This is a genomic window from Anaerolineaceae bacterium oral taxon 439 (assembly GCA_001717545.1).
Classification (GTDB): domain Bacteria; phylum Chloroflexota; class Anaerolineae; order Anaerolineales; family Anaerolineaceae; genus Flexilinea.
Genome location: CP017039.1, coordinates 1031820 through 1051868, shown reverse-complemented (window position 1 = coordinate 1051868; position 20049 = coordinate 1031820). Strand labels below are relative to the sequence as shown.

The 20049-nt window shown below is 60.6% G+C and carries 18 protein-coding genes; 12 read left to right on the top strand and 6 right to left on the bottom strand.

The features are described from left to right. Window positions 1-9: 9 nt before the first annotated feature. The 12 genes from BEQ56_04715 (at window position 10) to BEQ56_04660 (ending at window position 13762) form a co-directional block, all read left to right on the top strand. The gene (locus BEQ56_04715; protein ID AOH42838.1) at window positions 10-813 is read left to right on the top strand and encodes a hypothetical protein; all 804 of its coding nucleotides are present in this window, start codon (window positions 10-12) and stop codon (window positions 811-813) included. Further along, window positions 806-2668 carry a precorrin-4 C(11)-methyltransferase gene (locus BEQ56_04710; protein ID AOH42837.1) on the top strand — a complete coding sequence of 621 codons (1863 nt, stop codon included), beginning with the start codon at window positions 806-808 and terminating at the stop codon, window positions 2666-2668. The genes BEQ56_04715 and BEQ56_04710 overlap by 8 nt, the downstream gene beginning before the upstream one ends. Beyond that, window positions 2665-3435, top strand: coding sequence for a precorrin-3B C(17)-methyltransferase (locus BEQ56_04705; protein ID AOH42836.1), 771 nt, complete (start codon window positions 2665-2667; stop codon window positions 3433-3435). The genes BEQ56_04710 and BEQ56_04705 overlap by 4 nt, the downstream gene beginning before the upstream one ends. Beyond that, window positions 3392-4072: a hypothetical protein gene (locus BEQ56_04700; protein AOH42835.1), complete on the top strand. Its 681-nt coding sequence runs from the start codon at window positions 3392-3394 to the stop codon at window positions 4070-4072. The genes BEQ56_04705 and BEQ56_04700 overlap by 44 nt, the downstream gene beginning before the upstream one ends. Then, on the top strand, window positions 4069-5163 hold the full coding sequence (locus BEQ56_04695) for a cobalamin biosynthesis protein CbiD (protein ID AOH42834.1): 1095 nt from the start codon (window positions 4069-4071) through the stop codon (window positions 5161-5163). The genes BEQ56_04700 and BEQ56_04695 overlap by 4 nt, the downstream gene beginning before the upstream one ends. Beyond that, window positions 5163-6392, top strand: a complete 1230-nt coding sequence (locus tag BEQ56_04690) for a hypothetical protein (GenBank protein ID AOH42833.1) — start codon at window positions 5163-5165, stop codon at window positions 6390-6392. The genes BEQ56_04695 and BEQ56_04690 overlap by 1 nt, the downstream gene beginning before the upstream one ends. After that, on the top strand, window positions 6389-7801 hold the full coding sequence (locus BEQ56_04685) for a hypothetical protein (protein ID AOH42832.1): 1413 nt from the start codon (window positions 6389-6391) through the stop codon (window positions 7799-7801). Before BEQ56_04690 ends, BEQ56_04685 begins: the two co-directional genes overlap by 4 nt. Continuing rightward, window positions 7798-8958: a hypothetical protein gene (locus BEQ56_04680; protein ID AOH42831.1), complete on the top strand. Its 1161-nt coding sequence runs from the start codon at window positions 7798-7800 to the stop codon at window positions 8956-8958. Before BEQ56_04685 ends, BEQ56_04680 begins: the two co-directional genes overlap by 4 nt. Further along, a complete protein-coding gene (locus BEQ56_04675; GenBank protein ID AOH42830.1) occupies window positions 8945-10012 on the top strand; it encodes a hypothetical protein in 1068 nt (355 codons plus the stop codon). Before BEQ56_04680 ends, BEQ56_04675 begins: the two co-directional genes overlap by 14 nt. Window positions 10013-10014: 2 nt before the next feature. Continuing rightward, window positions 10015-10818: a hypothetical protein gene (locus tag BEQ56_04670; protein ID AOH42829.1), complete on the top strand. Its 804-nt coding sequence runs from the start codon at window positions 10015-10017 to the stop codon at window positions 10816-10818. Between the two features lie 5 nt (window positions 10819-10823). After that, the gene (locus tag BEQ56_04665) at window positions 10824-12284 is read left to right on the top strand and encodes an alpha-amylase (GenBank protein ID AOH42828.1); all 1461 of its coding nucleotides are present in this window, start codon (window positions 10824-10826) and stop codon (window positions 12282-12284) included. 140 nt (window positions 12285-12424) lie between these two features. Continuing rightward, window positions 12425-13762, top strand: coding sequence for an NADH oxidase (locus tag BEQ56_04660; GenBank protein ID AOH42827.1), 1338 nt, complete (start codon window positions 12425-12427; stop codon window positions 13760-13762). Window positions 13763-13866: 104 nt separating this feature from the next. Here the strand turns inward: BEQ56_04660 and BEQ56_04655 are convergent, their stop codons facing one another. From BEQ56_04655 to BEQ56_04630, 6 genes are all read right to left on the bottom strand, one after another. After that, on the bottom strand, window positions 13867-15321 hold the full coding sequence (locus tag BEQ56_04655) for a phosphogluconate dehydrogenase (NADP(+)-dependent, decarboxylating) (GenBank protein ID AOH44409.1): 1455 nt from the start codon (window positions 15319-15321) through the stop codon (window positions 13867-13869). Window positions 15322-15365: 44 nt separating this feature from the next. Next, window positions 15366-16442 (bottom strand): 2-keto-3-deoxygluconate kinase, encoded by a 1077-nt coding sequence (locus BEQ56_04650; protein ID AOH42826.1) that lies wholly within the window; start codon window positions 16440-16442, stop codon window positions 15366-15368. Window positions 16443-16517: 75 nt separating this feature from the next. Continuing rightward, a complete protein-coding gene (locus BEQ56_04645) occupies window positions 16518-17450 on the bottom strand; it encodes a protein kinase (GenBank protein AOH42825.1) in 933 nt (310 codons plus the stop codon). A gap of 3 nt (window positions 17451-17453) precedes the next feature. After that, window positions 17454-17723 carry a hypothetical protein gene (locus BEQ56_04640; GenBank protein AOH44408.1) on the bottom strand — a complete coding sequence of 90 codons (270 nt, stop codon included), beginning with the start codon at window positions 17721-17723 and terminating at the stop codon, window positions 17454-17456. A gap of 143 nt (window positions 17724-17866) precedes the next feature. Further along, entirely contained in the window at window positions 17867-18685 is an 819-nt protein-coding gene (locus BEQ56_04635) for a D-mannonate oxidoreductase (protein ID AOH42824.1), read from the bottom strand. A 50-nt stretch (window positions 18686-18735) separates the two neighbouring features. Beyond that, a complete protein-coding gene (locus BEQ56_04630) occupies window positions 18736-20022 on the bottom strand; it encodes a hypothetical protein (protein AOH44407.1) in 1287 nt (428 codons plus the stop codon). Window positions 20023-20049 lie beyond the last annotated feature (27 nt).

Here is a 20049-nt window from a genome sequence, read left to right as displayed (position 1 = left end):
GAGAAACGCATGAGCACACCATCATCAGAAAAAGCCCTCCTCGCCGTCAGCTTCGGCACCAGTTTTCAGGAAGCGCGCCGCGAAGCGATCGAAGCGACCGAAACCGACCTCGCGAACGCGTTCCCGGATTTCGCGCTCAAGCGCGCAATCACGTCGCATCAGCTTTCATCGGCGCGGAACGACGGCGAACGTTCCGGAGAATTCGTTTCCGAGGTCCTCGCCGCTCTCGCGAAAGACGGGTACCGCGAGGTCCTGGTTCAACCGCTTCACCTGATCCCGGGATTCGAATATGCGAAAATTGAACGCGAAGCCGCGCTCCGGGCAGATTCGTTCGAACGTCTCGTCGTCGGGAAGCCGCTTTTAGCGGACGACGACGATTTTCCCGCCGTCGCTGAAGCGATCCGCCCCATCGCCGCGGCGCTCCAGAAAGATCAGGCGCTGCTCCTGATGGGCCATGGCTCCCGACACGCCGCCAACCAGGCATACGAGCGCATGACGCAGACGCTTGAGCGCGCCGGGCTCCGCCGCGTTTATCTGGCGACGGTCGAAGGCAGGCCGGTTCTCGAGGATATCGTTCCAGAGATGAAAACCGGCGGCGTCCGGCGCGTCGTCCTGATGCCGTTCATGCTCGTTGCCGGCGACCATGCGCATAACGACATGGCCAGCGATAATCCGGACAGCTGGAAATCGATCCTGACGGCGAACGGCTTCGAAGTCCGGACCCGGCTGACCGGGTTGGGCGAGCTCGCCGCGATCCGCGAAATCTACGTCCGCCACGCAAAAACAGCCTGGGACACGAAAGCGAATGGCTGACATCGCTTCCGGAAAAGTCTTCTTTATCGGAGCCGGCCCCGGCGACCCGGAGCTGATCACGCTGAAAGGGGCGCGGATCGTCCGCACGGCCGACCGGATTCTTTACGCCGGATCGCTCGTCCCTGAAGAAATATTCGCCGACGCGCGAGCGGACGCCGAGCGCTTCGACACGTCGCGGCTCCCGCTCGAACGCCAGCTTGAGCTCATGAGCGAAGCCGCAAAGGCGGGAAAAATCGTCGCCAGGCTCCATACTGGCGACCCGTCCGTTTTCGGCGCGATCGACGAGCAGATGCGCGGGCTCCGCGATCGGAACGTCCCGTTCGAAATCATCCCCGGCGTCAGTTCGGCGTTCGCCGCCGCCGCCGCGCTTGAGATCGAATATACGCTGCCCGAACGGTCACAGACGCTGATCCTGACGCGCGCGTCCGGCCGAACGCCCGTCCCGGAGAAGGAAAACCTGCGGGAGCTCGCGAAGCATCGCTGCAGCGTCGCAATTTTCCTGAGCTCCTCGTTAATCCCGAAGGTCGTCAGCGAGCTGACCGAAGCCGGCTATCCGAAAGATAGCGCGATCGCGGTTGTTTACCGCGCTTCCTGGCGGGATCAGGCGATCCTGCGCGGGACGATCGAAACGATCGAAGCGCAGCTTCAAGCCGCCCGGATCGATCGCCAAAGCCTGATAATCGTCAGCCCCGCGCTCGACGCGTCCCGAGACATCCCGCGGTCGTTCCTTTACGGCGGTTATCAGGCGGGGGGCGCCCCGCGCGCCGGATGTTCAATTTTCGCGCTGACCGAACCCGCGATCCGCCTGGGGAAAAAACTCCTGAATGAACTCAATAACGCGCGGCTCTTTATTCCCGAGGCGCATGTCAGGTCCTTCGCCGACGCGGAAACCGCCGGTCAGCGCGTCTTCCCGATCCGTAACGGCGTCCGCGAAGCGCTCCAAAACGAATTCCGCGGCGCTGAAAGCCTGATCTGCGTCATGGCCGCCGGGATCGTCGTCCGTTCGCTCGCGCCAGTCCTGTCCAGTAAACACGCCGACCCCGCAGTCGTCGTCCTCGATCCGCAGGGCGCGTTCGCCGTCAGCCTTCTCAGCGGCCACGAAGGCGGCGCAAACGCGCTCGCCCTCCGGATCGCTGAAATGACTGGCGGTCAGGCCGTCGTTACCACCGCGGGCGACAACGCGGGGCTGCCTCCGCTCGACGTCATCGCGAAAAATCACGGCTGGAAATTTCATCCGCGCAGCGACCTCCCGGGCGTAATGAGCGCGCTGATCAATGGACGTCCGGTAACCTTATTCGTTGACGACAGGCTGCCGGTTCCCAAAGCGCTGACGACGGTCCCATGGGCGGAAATCGCCGTGCTCCCGGGCCATGGAGCCGCGAAAATCGCGGAAAGCTCGGTTTACTTTACGTTGCGCGGCCTCGAACGTCATTTTCCGGACAGGATGAACGGCGCGGCGATCCTCTATCCCGCCGCGTTGACCGTCGGCGTCGGCTGCAACCGTGGGACGGACGAAAGCGAGATTCTTGAAGCGATCGAAACCGTTTTCGCTGGGGACGGTCTCTCGCTGAACGCGATCCGTTGCCTCGCGAGCGTTGAAGACAAACGCGACGAGCCCGGGCTTGTCGCGCTGGCGAAGAAAACCGGTTGGGAGCTGCGTTTCTTTTCGCGCGCGGAACTCGAAAGCGTCGCGGATTTCGTCGCGCACTCTCCCGCGGCGCGGAAAGCGCTCGGGGTTCCGGCCGTCGCCGAACCGGCCGCGCTCCTCGCCGCGGCCAGCCAAAAACTCCTGATCCGGAAACGAAAATTCACGAACGTGACGGTCGCCGTCTCGCTGGCTGAGGAGGACGCATGAGCGGGGCGATTACCCTGATCGGGACGGGACCGGGCACGCCGGAGCTCTGCGCCCCCGCGGCGCTCGCGGCGCTCGGAAAAGCCACGATCATCGTCGGTTATCATACCTACCTGAAGCAGATCGATTCGCTTTTCCCAGATACGCCGCGCTTTGGAAGCGGAATGCGTCAGGAGGTCGAGCGCGCCGAAAAAGCGATCCAGTTCGCGCGGGAAGGCCATACCGTCGCCGTCATCTCGGGGGGCGATGCGGGCGTCTACGGCATGACCGGATTGATTTTTGACTTGCTCGACGGCGACAGCGACGGGATCCCCGTTGAAGTCATTCCCGGGATCACCGCGCTGACCGCGGCGGCGGCGCTGCTCGGCGCGCCGTTGATGTCCGATTTCGCGGCGATCAGCCTGAGCAATTATCTCGTCGAGGAAGCGACGATCCTGAAACGGCTCGAAGCGGCGGCGCGGGCGGATTTTGTAATCTGCCTGTATAATCCGACTTCCTCAAAACGGCGCGCGTTCTTCGAGACGGCCTGCGCCGCGGTCGAGAAAATCGTCGGCGGCGAGCGGCCGGTCGGGATCGTCCGCGCCGCGTATCGCGACGGCCAAAGCGTTCGCCGCTGTCGGATGGCGGAGCTCCGCGGCGCGGAACTGGGGATGGACTGCGTCGTGATCATCGGGAACCGCACGACCCGTTTCGCGCGCGGCAGGATGATTACCGCGCGGGGGTACAATCTTCAAAAGCAGTCAATGGAGACAGAAACGCTTGAAACCTGAAGAAATTGAACGCGAAAGCTTCCGAATCCTGCTTGGCGAAATGCATCCGCATTCGTTCAGCGAAACCGAGCTCCCGATCGTTCAGCGCGTCGTCCACGCAACCGCCGATTTCGAATTTCAGGACCTGATCCGCTTTTCGCCCGGCGCGATCGACAGCGCGATCCGCGCAATCCACGCCGGCAGGCCGGTTTTTTCGGACGTCAGGATGATCGAGGCCGGAATCGGGAAACCGCTGATGGATCGGTTCGGCTGCCGGTCGCGCTGCCTCGTCAGTGATGAAAACGTCGCCGCGATCGCCGCCCGGACCGGGAAAACGCGTTCGGAAACGGCAATGCGCCTGCTGGGGAGAGAGATGGACGGCGCGGCGGTCCTGATCGGGAACGCGCCGACCGCGCTTTTCGAGGTCCTTCGCCTTTATCGGGAAGAAGGAATCCGTCCGGCGGTCGTCGTCGGCGTTCCGGTCGGCTTCGTCAACGCGGCCGAGTCCAAGGCAGCGCTCTGCGGGACCGATCTGGACTATATAACCGTATCCGGACGGAAAGGCGGTTCGACCGTCGCCGTCGCGATCTTCAACGCCCTCCTCCGGCTGGCGAATAAAAAGCGGGACGAAAGCGAACGAAAAGAGTCGGAAAGATGAGAACCGGATTTTCAACCAGCGCATGCGCGGCCGCCGCCGCGGTCGCCGCGCTCCGCGCGTTGACAGGCGGGAAAACCGTAGCGAACGTCGCGATCGATCTTCCGACCCGGCGAGGGGTCGCTTTTTCGATCGTCCGCTGCGAATGGGAGGGGGACGGCGTCCGCTGCGGCGTTATAAAGGACGCGGGCGACGATCCCGACGTCACCAACGGACTCGAGATTCAGGCGCTCGTCCGCCCGTCGGAGACAGGGCGGATCGAAATACAGGGCGGGATCGGCGTCGGGACCGTGACGCTTCCCGGACTTTCGGTCGCCGTCGGGGAAGCCGCGATTAATCCCGGCCCGCGCCGCCTGATCCTGCATGCGCTGCGGACCGAAACCGAGCGATTGGGACTGGCCCCGGAGATCGGACTCAGCGTGACCGTCTGCGTCCCGGACGGCGAGCGAATCGCGCGGGAAACGATGAACCCGAAGCTGGGGATCGTCGGCGGAATCTCGATCCTCGGGACCGACGGCCTGGTCCATCCTTATTCGGTCCCCGCTTTCCGGACAAGCCTGTATTACGAGCTAAAGGTCGCGAAAGAGAACGGATCGCGGACGGTCGCGTTCGCGACCGGAAAGCGTTCGCTCCAATACCTGAAAAGCGTCCTCCAGAAATCGAACGAACTGGAGCTGATCAACGTGGGCGACGAGATCGGGTTCCCGATCGACCGCGCGCTGCGGTTCGGATTCAGCGGAATTTACATCGGCGGAATGATCGGGAAGCTTTCAAAGTTGGCGCAGGGACGTTTCCAGACGCATGTCAACGAAGGCGAAGTCGATTTCGATTTTCTGGCCAGCGTCGCGGTCAAAGCGGGCGCACAGCCCCGGGACGCGGAAACGATCCGGACCTGCCGGACCGCGCGTCAGGCGCAGCAGCTTCTCAAGCCGCTCGGGGTCCGGCTGGAACCGATCCTGACAGAGATGGCCGCGCAGTCGGTTTGGGAACGCTGCCGCGGGCAAACGGATATCGGCGTTTACCTGTTTAACCTGACCGGCGACCTCCTGGCCAGTTCGTTCCGGCCCGCCGAAAAAGAGGAAGGGGAGGCGTGATGGTCCCCGAAAAAATCGTCGTCGTCGGCTCAGGAATGTCCGGAAGGAGCGAGCTCAGCGCTTCGGCCCTTCAAGCGATCCAGAGCGCTGACGAGCTCTGGGGCGCGGAACGTTTCCTATCCGAATTCGACGACATTCCGGCGAAGAAAGTCCGATTCCGGTCCCCCCTCCGGCCGCAGCTGGAAAGCCTGCGCTCCCGCGGTTCCAGACGGATCGTTGTCCTGGCGTCCGGCGATCCCGGTTTCTACGGAATCGCCGCGACGATTTCGGAAATCCTCGCCCCGGAGGAGATAACGATCGTTCCGAACGTTTCCGCGCTCCAGTCCGCTTTCGCGAAAGCCGGCGTCCCCTGGCAGGACGCCGCGCTGACAAGCCTGCATGCGCGCCCGTTTCCCGAAGCGCTGGGACTGATCCGCCGTCATGCGAAGATCGGGCTGCTGACCGAACCAGGGTTCCCGCCCAACTGGATTGCGGAAAAAATCCTTTCCGCCGGAGTCCCGGATTGCCGGGCGGTCGTCTGCGAAAATCTGGGGACGAAGGACGAACGAATCCTGGCGGGAAGTCTATCCGAAATTCGCGGAATGCGCTTCGCGCCGCTGAACGTCCTTCTGCTGCTTCAGCGCGAACCGTTCGTCCCATCCTCCATCGGCGTTCCACGGCCGGACGACGCCTATGCGCATCCGCGCGGCATGATCACCAAACGGGACGTGCGCCTGATGACGATGGATCGACTGAAAATCGCTGAAGACGACCTCGTCTGGGACGTCGGCGCGGGAAGCGGCGCGCTTTCGATTGAAATCGGCGAACGCGCCTGGCGCGGACGGGTTTTCGCGATCGAAAAAAACGCGGAAGCGCTGGTCTTCCTGCGCCGGAACGTCGACCGCTTCGGCGCGCTGAACGTCAGCGCCGTCGAAGGCGCCGCGCCGGAAGCGCTCGCGGATCTCCCCGCCCCAACCGCGGTCTTTATCGGCGGGAGCGGCGGAAAACTGGAGGCGATCCTGCGCTTCGTCCTGAACCGCGCCGCGCCGAACGCACGCCTTGCCGCAAACTTCACGATTCTTGAAAACCTGACGCTGGCGCTGGAAACGCTCCGCGGAGCCGGATACGATCCCTGCGTCGCCGGAATCAGTCTCGCTTACGGGCGCGGGATCGGCGGCGGAACCCGTCTCGATCCGATCAATCCGGTATACGTTTTAAGCTGCGATCTGGGGAAAACGATCCAAAGATGAGAATTCCGCGTATCCTGATTTCCGCGCCGGGAAGCGGTTCCGGGAAAAGCGTTATCACGTCCGCGTTGGCCGCTCTTTTTTCGGAGCGCTTCCCGGTACAATGTTTCAAGGTTGGCCCCGACTTTATTGACCCGATGTATCACGCGTCAGCGACCGGCCGGCCGTCGCGAAACCTCGACAGCTGGATCCTCCCGGCGGAAACCAACCGCCGGATCTTCGCGTCAGCCTCCTCGTCCGCGTCTCTCTCCATAATCGAAGGTGTTATGGGACTTTTCGACGGATTCGCCGACGACCCGATGCGCGGCAGCCCGGCGTCGATCGCCAGGCTGCTCGATTGTCCCGTCGTGATCGTCCTCGACTGCGCGAAGCTGTCGTCGACCGCCGCGGCGATCCTGAAAGGCCTCGACACGTTCGAGCCCGGGCTGCGAATCGCGGGCGTCGTCTGCAACCGCGTCGGGAAGACGAATCATGCCGCCTGGCTCAGGAGCGCTATCGATACCTACGCGAAAATCCCGGTTCTCGGCTGCGTCCCCAGGCTTGACGCGCTGAACCTTCCGGAACGGAAGCTCGGGCTGCGGACCGTCGTCGAAGACCCGGACGCAGCGCGAGCGTTCGTCGCCGAATCGGCCTCCGCGCTCCGCGAATACCTCGATCTGGAAAAAATCTTCGCGATCGCTGACGCGGCGCCGGATTTCTCCCCGCCGCCCACGCTCGTCCCCGCAAAAGACACCGACCAAAATCGACGGGAACCGCCGGTCCGGATCGCCGTCGCCCGCGACGAGGCCTTCTGTTTCTACTATCGCGATAACCTGGATGCGCTCGAACGCGCTGGGGCGGTTCTTGTCGAATTCAGCCCGCTTCGCGACGCTCGCCTTCCCGAAGGAACCGACGGAATTCTCCTTGGCGGCGGCTTTCCCGAACGTTACGCCCGCCGGCTGAGCGCGAATACCGCTCTCCTGGCGGAACTCCGCGCGCGCTGCGCGGATGGGACGCCGGTTTACGCGGAGGGCGGCGGACTGATTTACCTGTCGCAGGGCTTCGAAGACGAAGGAACGTTCTTTCCGTTCGTCGGCACGATCGACGGACGCTGCCGGATGGGAACAGGATTGAAAATGGGGTACCGTTCGGTCCGCCCGCTCGGAGATACGCTTCTCGCCGAAAAGGGAAGACTCCTGCGCGGCCATGAATTCCATTATTCAGAATGGGACGGCGCGGACGAAAGTCGGGCCGGGGTTTCCCCCGCCTACGAGCGTCATGTCGGCGACCCGGACGGACCGGTCTCCACCGAAGGCTGGCGCAGCGCGAACGTCCTCGCCTCCTACGTGCATTTGCATTTTCAGCAGGACCCGTCGTTAGCCGAAACCTTTATTCTGAAATGTGCCCAAAGGAGAGCTTCCGTCGCTGCATGAACCGTCCAATCCGCTTTTTCAGCTTCCTCCTGAGCCTGACCATCGCCGCGCTCCTGCTGATCGCCGCTGTCAGATACGCCGCGGCGCAGCCGACAGCGCCCACCGTCAGATACGCGACCGCGTTCACGATTCAAAATTTCGATACCTACCGGCTGCTGACCGTGACCCGTCCCTGGCGCGGGGCGGACCGGACCTTCGAATATCTTTTCGTCAAGCGCGGGACGCCCGACCCGGAAGGATACCCCGAAGCGCAGCGGATCGAAACGCCGGTTTCGTCGGTCGCTTCGCTGGCGGCGACGCATCTCGCCTTTTTAGGACGGCTCGGAACCCTCGACCGCCTCACGGCCATCGCCAACCCGCAGTACGTCAGCTCCGAAACGGTTCAGTCGGGAATCGCGGCGGGGACGATCGCCGCCGTCGGGAACGGACCCGACGTCGATCTTGAAGAATTACTCAGCGTAAATCCCGACGTTGTGACGACGTTCGCGATGGGGAAATCGACGAAAGACGACTATCAGCAGCTCCTCTCGCTCGGCATGAAGACGCTGATCTTTTCGGACTACATGGAAGAAACGCCGCTGGGACGCGCCGAATGGATTAAAGTCATGGCGCTTTTATTCGATCAGGAGGCCGAAGCGGAACGGATCTTCGACGACATTGAACGCCGCTATCTCGCGCTGACCGAAATCAGCGCCAAACTGGAAGTAAAGCCGAGCGTCATCATGGGGTTCCATCAGAACGGAAAATGGAACGTCCCCGGCGGGAACAGCGTTCAGGCAGCCTATATCCGCGACGCCGGCGGCGCGTATCTCTGGGCGGACGACGGAACGTCGGGACGATTCCCGATCAGCTTTGAAACGGCTCTCGAAAAAGGCGCGGAGGCCGATTTCTGGCTCGATCAGTCGCTTTCCTGGCGCTCCGCCGAGGACATATTGAACGCCGATCCGCGCTACGCCGGAATCAAGGCGTTCGCCGATAACCGCGTTTACAATAACAATCGGCTCGTCGCCGATAACGGCGCGAATCTTTACAGCGAGACCGGGATCGTCAATCCGGACATCGTCCTCGCCGACCTCATCCGCATCCTCCATCCGGAGGCGCTCCCGGATCACGATATTGTCTACTACCGGCGCCTGGACACGCATGAACTCCCATAACGAAAAACCGTTCCAGCGCCCTCCCGCTCAGGCGCGCTGGCTCTGGGGCGCGCTGATCCTCGCGTTCTTCGCCTGCTGGGCGGCGGACCTGACGGTCGGCTCGGTTCAGATCCCGATCCGCGAAGTTTTCCGCGCGCTGACCGGAGCGGAAAACCTGCCGCGGAACTGGAGCGTTATCGTCCGTGATTATCGATTCCCGAAATCGATAACCGCGCTGCTTTCCGGCGCGGCGCTTTCCGTCGCCGGGCTGCAGATGCAAACGCTTTTTCATAACCCGCTCGCGGACCCGTTTATCCTCGGGATTTCGTCGGGCGCGAATCTCGGCGCGGCGCTCGTGATCCTGACGGGAATCGGCGGCGGTTTCCGATCGATCGGCAGCCTTGACCTGACCGGGAGCGTCGGGCTGATCCTCGCCGCGGCGATCGGTTCGCTTCTCGTTTTTATTCCGGTTATCCTCCTCGCGCGCAGCGTCCATCCGGCGACGCTCCTGATCTCCGGCGTCTTCGTCGGCTCGATCGTCAATGCGTTCGTCCGGATCCTCGTTCAATACGCGACGCCGGACGCGATCCAGGCGTATCTGTCCTGGACCTTCGGGAGCTTCTCGGGCGTCACGGGGAACCAGCTCAGAATCTTCGCGCCTGTCGTCCTCGGCGGTCTGGCGCTTTCAGCGCTGACGATTAAACCGCTGAACGCCTTTTTACTGGGGGACCAGCAGGCCCGCAGCGTCGGAATCGACCCGCGCCGCGCCCGTCGGCTGACGATCGCGGTCGCGTCTGTCCTGACCGGCGTCGTCACTGCGCACTGCGGCATCATCGGCTTCATCGGTATCGCCATTCCGCATTTCTGCCGCAGCGTTTTCGCCGACTCAGATCATAAAGTTCTGCTGCCGGCCTGTATCCTTGCCGGAAGCTGCGTCGCGCTGATCGCCGACATGATTTCGCAGAGCTTCGGCGGGACGTATCTCCTCCCCATCAACAGCGTCACCGCGCTCGTCGGCGGTCCGGTTATTCTGGCCGTGATCCTGAATAAACGCAGTCTCAGTCGGGATTTCTGATCATGACCGACGTGATTTTATCCGCTTCGAACCTCAGCGTCGGGTTCCATGGCCGGAAACGCCGGGCGCTGCTCCAGGGGCTGACGCTGACGCTTTCGCCGGACCGCCTGAGCTGCCTGATCGGACGGAACGGCGTCGGAAAATCGACCCTGATCCGAACCCTCGCCGGGCTGCAGAAGCCCATCGCCGGAACCGTCAGCGCCGCCGGCGAAGATCTCTATCGGATCCCGCCCGAAAAACGCGCCCGCCTCGTCAGCGCCGTCCTTTCCGGCGGCGTCCATGTCGGAAACCTCAAAGCGGTTCAGGTCGTCGAGCTGGGACGCCTCCCCTACACGGACTGGCTCGGGCGGCTGACCGACGCCGACCGCGAAATCGTGTACGATGTTTTGAAAAAAATCGGGGCGCTTCCGCTCGCCGACCGCCGTTATCTTCATCTCAGCGACGGCGAAAAACAGAAAATCCTGATAGCCCGCGCGTTGGCGCAGCAAACCCCGATCCTCTTTCTCGACGAACCGACGGCGTTTTTAGATTGGCCGAATCGGATGGAAACGCTGTTATTATTAAAAGAGATCGCGGTTTCCGAGAAAAAAGCGATCCTGTTCTCCAGCCACGACCTGGAATTGGTCATGCGGTTCGCCGACGTGATCTGGGTATTAGACGATGACCGCGCTTTTTTTTCGGAGACGCGGGAAGGAATTCTCAAAAGCGGCGCGCTGAAAAACGCGTTCGGCGGAAAATATCTCGAATTCCTGACGAAAAAAAACGGCGGAGAATCAACAGTCCCGCAAACAACAGAAAGGATCTGAACCTGATGAAAAACGGCGTCATGCTTCAAGCGTTTGAATGGAATACCGAAGGCGGCGGCACGTTCTACGACCGAATCCGAAATCAGGCAGCCCAGTTCGCGGGCGCCGGATTCACCGCGCTTTGGCTTCCCCCCGCGTTTAAGGGGACCTCGTCGCTTGACGTCGGATACGGGACGTACGATCTTTACGATCTTGGCGAGTTCGATCAGAAGGAAGAAACGCGGACGAAATACGGAACCAAGGCGCAGTACCTCGACTGCGTCCGCGAATTGAAACGGCGCGGGCTCGAAGTTTACGCCGACGTCGTGCTGAATCATAAAGCCGGTGCAGACGGCGTCGAACTTTTCCGCGTCGTCGAGGTCAATCGCGACGACCGAACCGAAGTCATTTCCGACCCGTTCGATATCGAAGGCTGGACGCGCTTTGACTTCCCCGGCCGCGGCGGCCGCTACTCCGCGTTTAAATGGAACTTCAATCATTTCAGCGGCGTCGACTACGACCGGATCTCCAATCGAGGCGGTATCTTCAAAATCCTCGGCGACAACAAAGATTGGTCGCGGGACGTATCCAGCGAGCTCGGGAACTTCGATTACCTGATGTTCGCGGACGTCAACACGGATCACCCGGACGTCCGCGACGAGCTGAAACGCTGGAGCGACTGGTTTATCGCGGAAACCGGCGTCGACGGCTTCCGGATGGACGCGGTTAAGCATATCAGCGCCGACTTCATGCGCGATTTCGTCGAACACGTTAAGGAACAGCAGGGGGACCAGTTTTACTTTGTCGGCGAGTACTGGAAAACCGACAGCTCGGAGACCAACCGTTACCTCTACGAAACGAACTACGACATGGATATCTTCGACGTCAAGCTCCATTTCCATTTCGCCGAAGCCGCCTGGCACGGCGCAGAATACGACCTGCGAACCGTTTTTGATAATACCGTCGTCCGGGAACACCCGGCTTTAGCTGTAACGTTCGTCGATAATCATGACAGCCAGCCCGGACAGGCGCTCGAATCCTGGGTCGGAGAATGGTTCAAGCCGCTCGCTTACGCGCTGATCCTGCTCCGGAAGGACGGGTACCCCTGCGTTTTCGCCGGCGACTACTGGGGGATCAACGGCGATCCCGACCGTCCGGGGTTCCAGTCCGAAATTGACCGCCTCCTCCGGATCCGGCGGCAATTCCTCTCCGGCGACCAGGAAGACCGTTTTGATCATCCCAACCTGATCGGCTGGATTCAGCATGGCGACGATGAAAATCCGGGGAAACTGGCGACCCTCGTCTGCACGAGCGATGACGAAATGCGCATGCGTATCGAGTTCGGCCCAACGTACGCCGGCCGCGTCTTCGCCGACTACAGCGGCCGCCGCGACGATAAAATTACGCTTGACGAGAACGGCGCAGCCGACTTCCCCGTTTCAGCCCGCTCCTACTCGGTCTGGGGAGATCGAAGCTTCACGGCGTAAAAAAGCGGGCCAGCCCGCCGGACGGGTTCGCAGTCCCTCCCGCGAAATAATCCGAACGTCCCCACAAAACGCCAATAATACGATAAAATTGAACCGGTTTAAATCAGGAACAGTTCCACGATCCGTTTCAGGAGGCAAGCATGAGCAAAATTATCGTCGTCGGCGCGAATCACGCCGGAACAGCCGCGATCAATACGATTCTCGACCAATATCCCGGGAACGAAGTCGTCGTCTACGACCGCAACGACAACATCAGTTTTTTAGGCTGCGGCATGGCGCTTTGGATCGGGAAGCAGATCCCCAGCGGCGACGGCCTTTTTTACAGCCGCAAAGAAGATTTCGAAGCCAAAGGCGCGAAAGTCTGGATGGAGACCGAGGTGACCGCCGTCGATTTCGACAGGAAAACGATTACCGTCCGATCCGGCGCGAACGAACGTCAGGACACGTACGATAAGCTCATCCTCGCGACCGGCTCCAGACCGATCGAGCTTCCGATCCCCGGCGCGGACCTCAAAAATATCCAATACGTCAAGCTTTATCAGAACGCCAAAGAGGTCATCGAAAAACTCGGGAATAACGACGCCTTCAAAACGATCGCCGTCGTCGGCGCCGGGTATATCGGCGTCGAACTCGCCGAAGCCTTTCGCCGGATCGGGAAGAACGTCGCGCTGGTCGATCTCGCGCCGACGGTCCTCGTCCAGTACTACGACGAGCCGTTCCGGAAACGCATGATCCAGAATCTTGAAGCGCATGGGATCCGCCTCGCGCTCGGGGAGAAGGTCCTCGGCTACGAAGGAAAAGACGGAAACGTCAGCGGCGTCCGAACCGATAAAAGGATGATCCCGGCGGACATGGTCGTCCAGTGCGTCGGGTTCAGGCCGAATACCCCCTTCCGCCATCCCGCGCTGAAATATCATGCCAGCGGCGCGTACGCGGTCGATCGGCGTCAGCGCACCTCGATCCCCGACGTTTACGCGATTGGCGACTGCGCCTCCGTTTTCGATAACGCCTCGCGACGCGACGAGTACATCGCCCTCGCGACCAACGCCGTCCGCAGCGGCATCATCGCCGCGCATAACGCCTGCGGAACTGCGCTCGAGCATATCGGCGTTCAGGGCTCCAACGGAATCTGCGTCTACGACCTGAAAATGGTCTCCACCGGGCTGACCGTCGAACGCGCCGAACGCCTTGGGATCCCCGTCGAATTCACGGAATTCGAAGACACGCAGAAGCCGGCGTTCATCCAGAGCGCGAACCCGGTTGTCAGGCTGCGGATCGTTTACCGGAAGGATAACCGTGAAATTATCGGCGCGCAGATGGCCTCCGAATACGATATGCATATGGGGATTCACATGTTCTCTCTGGCAATCGAAGAACGCGTCACGATCGATAAATTAAAGCTGATGGATATCTTCTTCCTGCCGCATTTTAATCAGCCGTACAACTATATCACCATGGCGGCGTTGAGCGCGAAATAAATCCGCGCTCCCCCAAAAGCGGCCCTGAGCAAAGCCGGGGCGGGTTCAGTTTACCAAAACCCGCCCCGACGTTTTTTCCTCTCCGGCTTCCTCCGCCGGTTCAATCAGACAACGTACGTCGACGCGGACGTCGTCCCGCCCTCGCCGGTCCAGTTCGTATGGAAAAATTCGCCGCGCGGACGGTCGATCCGTTCGTACGAATGCGCGCCGAAATAATCGCGCTGCGCCTGGATCAGGTTCGCCGGGAGCCCGGCGCAGCGGTACCCGTCGTAATATGACAGCGCCGCCGACATCGCCGGCGCAGGGATCCCGTTCATGACCGCCGCCGCGACCGCCCGCCGCCAGCCGGACTGCGCCTTTTCGAGCGCAGCCCTGAAATAATCGTCCAGCATCAGGTTCCGCAGCCCCGGCCGCGCGTCAAACGCGCGCTTGATATCCGCTAAGAAAACCGATCGAATAATGCAGCCGCCCCGCCACATCAGCGCGATATCGCCGAATTTCAGGTCCCAGCCGTACCTCTCGGCGGCGGCGCGCATCAGCGCGTACCCCTGCGCGTACGAAACGATCTTGGACGCGAAAAGCGCGCTCCGTAAATCCTCGATCATCGCGGCTCGATCGCCGTCGAAACCGGCCGCCGGGCCCGCCAGAGCGGCGGCCGCGGCGACCCGTTCCTCTTTAACCGCGCTCAGGCAGCGGGCGAAAACCGCCTCGGTAATCAGGGTCAGCGAAATTCCTTCGTCCAGCGCCGAAATCGCCGTCCATTTTCCCGTGCCCTTCTGACCCGCGGCGTCAAGGATAACATCGATCACCTCCTCGCCCGCTTCGTTCTGATAGCCGAGAATCTTACTCGTAATCTCGATCAGGTAGCTATCCAGCTCCGTCCTGTTCCAAGCCGCGAAAACCTCGGCCATTTCGCCGTTCGTCATCTTCAGCACGTCGCGCATGACCTGATACACTTCTGAAATCAGCTCCATATCGCCGTACTCGATCCCATTGTGGACCATTTTGACGAAATGCCCCGCGCCCCCGCTCCCGACCCAGTCGCAGCACGGCGCGCCATTCTCAACCTTGGCGCAGATCCCCTGGAAAATCGGTTTCACGAACGGCCAGGCCGCCGGCGACCCGCCGGGCATCATCGATGGACCATGCAGCGCGCCCTCCTCGCCGCCCGAAACGCCCGTTCCAACGTAGAGAAGACCCTTCGATTCGACGTATTTCGTCCGCCGTTCGGTGTCCGGGAAATGCGCGTTGCCCCCGTCGATCAGGATATCCCCAGGTTCAAGAAGCGGAATCAACTTTTCAATAAAATCGTCGACCGCCGCTCCCGCCTTGACCATCATCATCACGCGTCGCGGGCGCTCCAGCTGATAAACCAGTTCCTCCAGCGAATATGCGCCCCGGATTTGTTTCCCTTTCGCGCGGCCTTCGATAAATTTCGTGACCTTCTCCGTCGTCCGGTTATAAACCGAAACGGTAAAGCCCTTGCTCTCCATGTTGATCACGAGGTTTTCCCCCATGACCGCCAGCCCAATTAATCCGATATCCGACTTTTTCATCATTGCCGTCATTTTCCCTTCTCTGCTTTTACGCCTTTCGGTCGCCTTTATCGCCTGACGCGCGCGTTTCCCTGATAAATCGCCCAAACCTGATCCTCGTCGAGCGGCTGCGCATAATCGGTCAGGCAGCTCGTCGCCATCGCCCCGGTCGCCCAACCGAACTGGACCCATTTTTCCGGCTCCCAGCCCTGAAGAACGCCGTACAGCAGACCGCCGACGAATCCGTCGCCGCCGCCGATTCGATCCAGGACCGGAATCGGCCGCGGTTCAACCGTAAACCACTCGTCCTCTACATGCAGCAGCGCGCCCCAGAGATGCTCGTTCGCGCTGACGACCTCGCGCAGCGTATTCGCGAAAACCCGCGCCCGCGGATAGGCGGCGCGGACCCGCGTGATCATCTCTTTAAACCCCTCGATCTTGTCGCCGATTTCTTTTCCGCCCGCTTCCGGGCCCTGGATCCCCAGCGCCAACTGGAAATCCTCCTCGTTCCCGATCAGGATATCGGCGAGCGACGCGATTTCCTGAAACACGGCGCGGAGCTCCTCGGATCGCCCCTCCCAGAACGAGGCGCGATAATTCAAGTCAAACGAAATCAGCGTCCCGTTCGCCGCCGCACAGCGCGCAGCCGCCAGACAGAATTGACCCGTTTCCGGCGACAGTGCCGCGATCAGCCCTGACAGATGCACAATCGCAGCGCCCTCTCTTCCGAAAATCCGCTCCGTATCAAAATCGCGGATATCCAGCGTCCGCCCGACTTCGCCGGCGCGGTCGTTCAGGACCCGCGGCCCGCGCAGCCCATAGCCGCTGTCGGCGATATTAAACTGGTGCCGGTAGCCCCAGGGGCCGCCCGGATCGACCTCCGGTCCCTCGTACGAAAGATTGCGCCGCCGAAGCTCGCCCTTGATGAACTCGGCGATCGGGCTGTCCTTCACGAACGCCGTCAGCAGCTTCACGTTCTCGCCCAATGTGGCGGCGATATTCCCAACGTTCGATTCCGCGCTCGTCGAATGCATCATGTACAGATTCGACGTATGCACCGGCTGACGGTCGAGCGGCGTCATACGAACGCCCATGCTCGTCGGAATCACCAAACCATATTTATATTTTTCACGCAGCTGTATCATGGAATAACCTCGTATCATAAAAGAATCGTATTTATATCCCCCTCGCCAGGGCGTCCAACGCGATAGAAGTTCAAGCTACCTTGCTTCGTTGTCGTCGTTCTGTCCTTCCGGAGCCGCATTTTCCCGGCTCCTCAAGCGCTTGAGAGAAAAATCGAGAATCCGGGCCTTCCTTTCCGCCAGGATCGTCTTATAAAAACGCTTTTGTAAATCGCTGATAAACGGCGTCTGGTCAATAATTTCGCTGATCCCTACCATGTCGATTCGCGGGTGAATACGCTTCAGCGCCTCATTGCAGCCGTCATATTGCAGCGAGGAGATAAAGTCGAAATAACGGATTTTCTTCCCATTCAAACGAATAGCCGATACCGGCATGTCGTAAATGCGCTTGTTGAGCTGCGCCTGAACCGTGAGAACTTCCGTCATGATCGTCTCATCAGCCTGCGGATTCAGGCAGCTTCCGCAGTCAAAAACCGGAGCGAGCGTCATCTCGTCAATCCGGGCATCATACAGAAATCCCCAATTTCCGTTATGGCGATCCCAATTTCCGATCAGGGCGTCGACGATAAACATATCCCAGAACCGCTCCATCAGGCTAACCTGCTCGATTAATTGCTGTTCCTCAATCGTTTGCAAAATGTCGGGAAGCTCCGTTCCGTATCCCTGCCGCACCGAATCGATCATCCGGTTTTTCAGGGACGCAAAATCCTGAAGCGTTACGCCTGGCTCCGTAAAGTCCTTGCAGGCTACGACGATCTTTTCCTCGCCTCTAACGACGTACGTTCCGAGAATCGTTTTCTGTACGGGAACGCCGATACGATCATAGATTTGGCAGCCAAGATATTCCGAAAAGCAACTGTTTGTATAGCTCATGTCCCTGTTTTGCTTAGCGTTGGCGGGGAATTTCAGCATGTACAATTCGCCCATGTAAATGACGGAAATCTTGTTGCCGTTCGCGCCGGCATAGGTCTTTTTCCTCTGCTCCAGGTTCGTAAAATCAACGTGTGTCATCAGCTATTCTCTCCGGAGGCCCAAATACTTCTCCCTGAGGTACCAGGCTTGTTCGGGGCTGATGATCTGCTCGACCTCCGCGACGTTAATACTGGATTGCAGGTCGCAGAAGTCGCAGTCCCAATCAAAATATTTCTCGCCTCTTGCGAGCTTCGCCTGACCTTCTTTCATCGCCTCGATCGATTCCTTCAGGAAAGACGGGAGGTCAACCTCAAAACAGGAAAGATCCACGGGGAGCCCGGTCTCGGGATCCATCGAATCGGATGGGTTCATCAGCGTCTCCATTTCACAGTCCATCATACGGTCAGGCCAAAAACTTCTCCCGGCCGCCGGATCGTCATCGCTGACGACGTTCCGCTCCTGGATCCCGGGGCCGCGCCTGATCCGGCCGTACCTCTATACCGGTACTTCCTTATTTACACCCCGGTATACGAAGAGAATCCGCCGTCGATCGGAAGAACGACGCCGGTCACGAAATTCGACGCCGGCGAGATCAGGTAAAGCGTCGCTCCGAGCAGCTCCTCAAATTCGCCGAACCGGCCCATCGGCGTATGCGAAACGATCTGCCGCCCGCGCGGGGTCAGCTCCGTCGTTCCCGGGACGTAAAGAAGGTCGCGATTCTGGTTCCCGACGAAGAACCCGGGCGCGATCGCGTTAACCCGGATCTTCGGCGAGAAATTCATCGCGATATCGACCGCCAGCCACTGGGTAAAATTATTGATCGCCGCTTTCGCCGCCGAATACGCCGGGATCCGCGTCAGCGGCCGGAACGCATTCATGCTCGAAAGATTCAGGATCGTCCCTTCGCCGCTCTCCGCCATCGCCTTGCCGAAGACTTGGCTCGGAAGAATCGTCCCCAGCAGGTTCAAATTCAATACCCATTGCAGCGCGTCGGCGGGCAGGTCGAAAAAATTTCGCTCCGCGTTCGTCGTCGCCGCCGGTTTATTTCCGCCCGCGCCGTTGATCAGGACGTCGACCCGCCCCCATTTTTCAAGAACGCTGGCGCAGGCCGCTTCGACGTCGCTCTTTTCCAGCACGTTGCAGGCAACCCCGATCGCTTCCCCGCCGTTTTCATTAATTTCCGCCGCGACCCGGTCCGCCGCTTCCTGAAACAGGTCGAGAACCGCGACCTTCGCCCCCAGCTCGCCGCACATTTTCGCCTGCCCGCCGCAGATCACGCCGCCGCCGCCCGTCACAACAACGACCTTTCCCTGAATCTCAAAGCTTGGAATCATTCCCGTTTCTCCCTTTTCTCTTACTCTTATTTCCGCCTTCGTTCCGTCCGCTAAAAATCGCCCCGTTCGCTTTCGAGCCGGAAAAGCGTTTCGCCCGCGTACGGAACGACCAGGATCCCTTCGTCCTCGCGGCCCATCAGCGATTCGACGTCGATCGTCGCCGGATCGCGGTACCCGAGCGATAACGATTCGCAGCGTTCTTTCGGGATCGACGTCGCCAGCGTAACCCGGATCCGTTTTTTCTCAACCCCGTTTTCAATCGCCCCCAATCCGGTTACGTGCGTCGAATGCGCGATGACGCCCCAGGGTTCGTCCTTCCAGCGCTCCCAGTCCGACAGGAAATAATCGCGGCAGTGATATCCGATCCGGTTCAGATAAGCGTCATGCGTCAGCGACACATCCCGGATATGATCGCCATAGATGATCAGCTCGCCGCCGTCTTCGACGACCGGCTCCAGCTTATACATACCCTTTCCAGCCGTCCAAAGCTCGTCGTACAGGAGCGGCATGCAGGCGACGACCAGCCGGTAACGCCGCGGCTTATAGACGACGTTGACCTGCTTCGAAAGCTCAACCGCCGCGCGCCAGGACGGAAGCGGGGCGCCGCCGAAAAATCCGTAGACACCCTCCTTCCGGTTCACCGTGCAAAGATACACCCTTTCCGTCGGGATCCTCTCGACCGCCCGCTCGATCAGCCGCCGCTGCGGCGTGTCCGGCTTCCCGATCGTCGCGAAACAGGTCTGCATCGCCGCCACCCAATGCGTCGCATTCGTCAGGTCCGCGCCGCTGATCCCCGGGAAGAAATACTTCGTTCCTCCCGAATACCCCATGACCTCATGCGGGAAAACCGGCCCCAGAACGATCACGCGATCGTACTCCATGGCCAGCCTGTTGACCTCGATCTTAACGTCGCGATCGATCGTCCCATGCGTCAACGGGATCAGCTCCTCCTTCGCGATTGTCCCGATTTCGACGAACGTCTCCGGACGGGCCCATTCATGATTCAAAACGCGCATCCTCGCGTACTTCCCATGCAGCTCATCCACCGTGACGCCGAGGACCTTCGCGATCGCATCCTCGCTCATCGGCTGATGCGTCCCCAGCGCGATCAGGAAGTCCAACCGCGCCGCTTTTTCGCAGACCAGCTCATAGAAAAGCTGATAAAAAACCGGCAACGGCATCGTCCGCGTATGATCCGGAATCAGGACGAGAATCCGCTTCCCGTCGACCGGATACGCCGCCATGATCTCGGAAAAAATCCGCCGGAGCTCCTCCTCGCCGAGAAGTCCCGCCGGATCCGTCGTTCCGAATCCGAATACCTTCCCGCCGGCTTCCATGCTAAACAGCTCCTTTCCGCCGTCCAT

Bases quoted from the DNA above. Each gene is read 5' to 3' on its own strand.
- BEQ56_04715 (AOH42838.1), top strand. From the start codon at position 10: ATGAGCACACCATCATCAGAAAAAGCCCTCCTCGCCGTCAGCTTCGGC.
- BEQ56_04710 (AOH42837.1), top strand. From the start codon at position 806: ATGGCTGACATCGCTTCCGGAAAAGTCTTCTTTATCGGAGCCGGCCCC.
- BEQ56_04705 (AOH42836.1), top strand. From the start codon at position 2,665: ATGAGCGGGGCGATTACCCTGATCGGGACGGGACCGGGCACGCCGGAG.
- BEQ56_04695 (AOH42834.1), top strand. From the start codon at position 4,069: ATGAGAACCGGATTTTCAACCAGCGCATGCGCGGCCGCCGCCGCGGTC.
- BEQ56_04690 (AOH42833.1), top strand. From the start codon at position 5,163: ATGGTCCCCGAAAAAATCGTCGTCGTCGGCTCAGGAATGTCCGGAAGG.
- BEQ56_04685 (AOH42832.1), top strand. From the start codon at position 6,389: ATGAGAATTCCGCGTATCCTGATTTCCGCGCCGGGAAGCGGTTCCGGG.
- BEQ56_04680 (AOH42831.1), top strand. From the start codon at position 7,798: ATGAACCGTCCAATCCGCTTTTTCAGCTTCCTCCTGAGCCTGACCATC.
- BEQ56_04675 (AOH42830.1), top strand. From the start codon at position 8,945: ATGAACTCCCATAACGAAAAACCGTTCCAGCGCCCTCCCGCTCAGGCG.
- BEQ56_04670 (AOH42829.1), top strand. From the start codon at position 10,015: ATGACCGACGTGATTTTATCCGCTTCGAACCTCAGCGTCGGGTTCCAT.
- BEQ56_04665 (AOH42828.1), top strand. From the start codon at position 10,824: ATGAAAAACGGCGTCATGCTTCAAGCGTTTGAATGGAATACCGAAGGC.
- BEQ56_04660 (AOH42827.1), top strand. From the start codon at position 12,425: ATGAGCAAAATTATCGTCGTCGGCGCGAATCACGCCGGAACAGCCGCG.
- BEQ56_04655 (AOH44409.1), bottom strand. From the start codon at position 15,321: ATGATGAAAAAGTCGGATATCGGATTAATTGGGCTGGCGGTCATGGGG.
- BEQ56_04650 (AOH42826.1), bottom strand. From the start codon at position 16,442: ATGATACAGCTGCGTGAAAAATATAAATATGGTTTGGTGATTCCGACG.
- BEQ56_04645 (AOH42825.1), bottom strand. From the start codon at position 17,450: ATGACACACGTTGATTTTACGAACCTGGAGCAGAGGAAAAAGACCTAT.
- BEQ56_04640 (AOH44408.1), bottom strand. From the start codon at position 17,723: ATGAACCCATCCGATTCGATGGATCCCGAGACCGGGCTCCCCGTGGAT.
- BEQ56_04635 (AOH42824.1), bottom strand. From the start codon at position 18,685: ATGATTCCAAGCTTTGAGATTCAGGGAAAGGTCGTTGTTGTGACGGGC.
- BEQ56_04630 (AOH44407.1), bottom strand. From the start codon at position 20,022: ATGGAAGCCGGCGGGAAGGTATTCGGATTCGGAACGACGGATCCGGCG.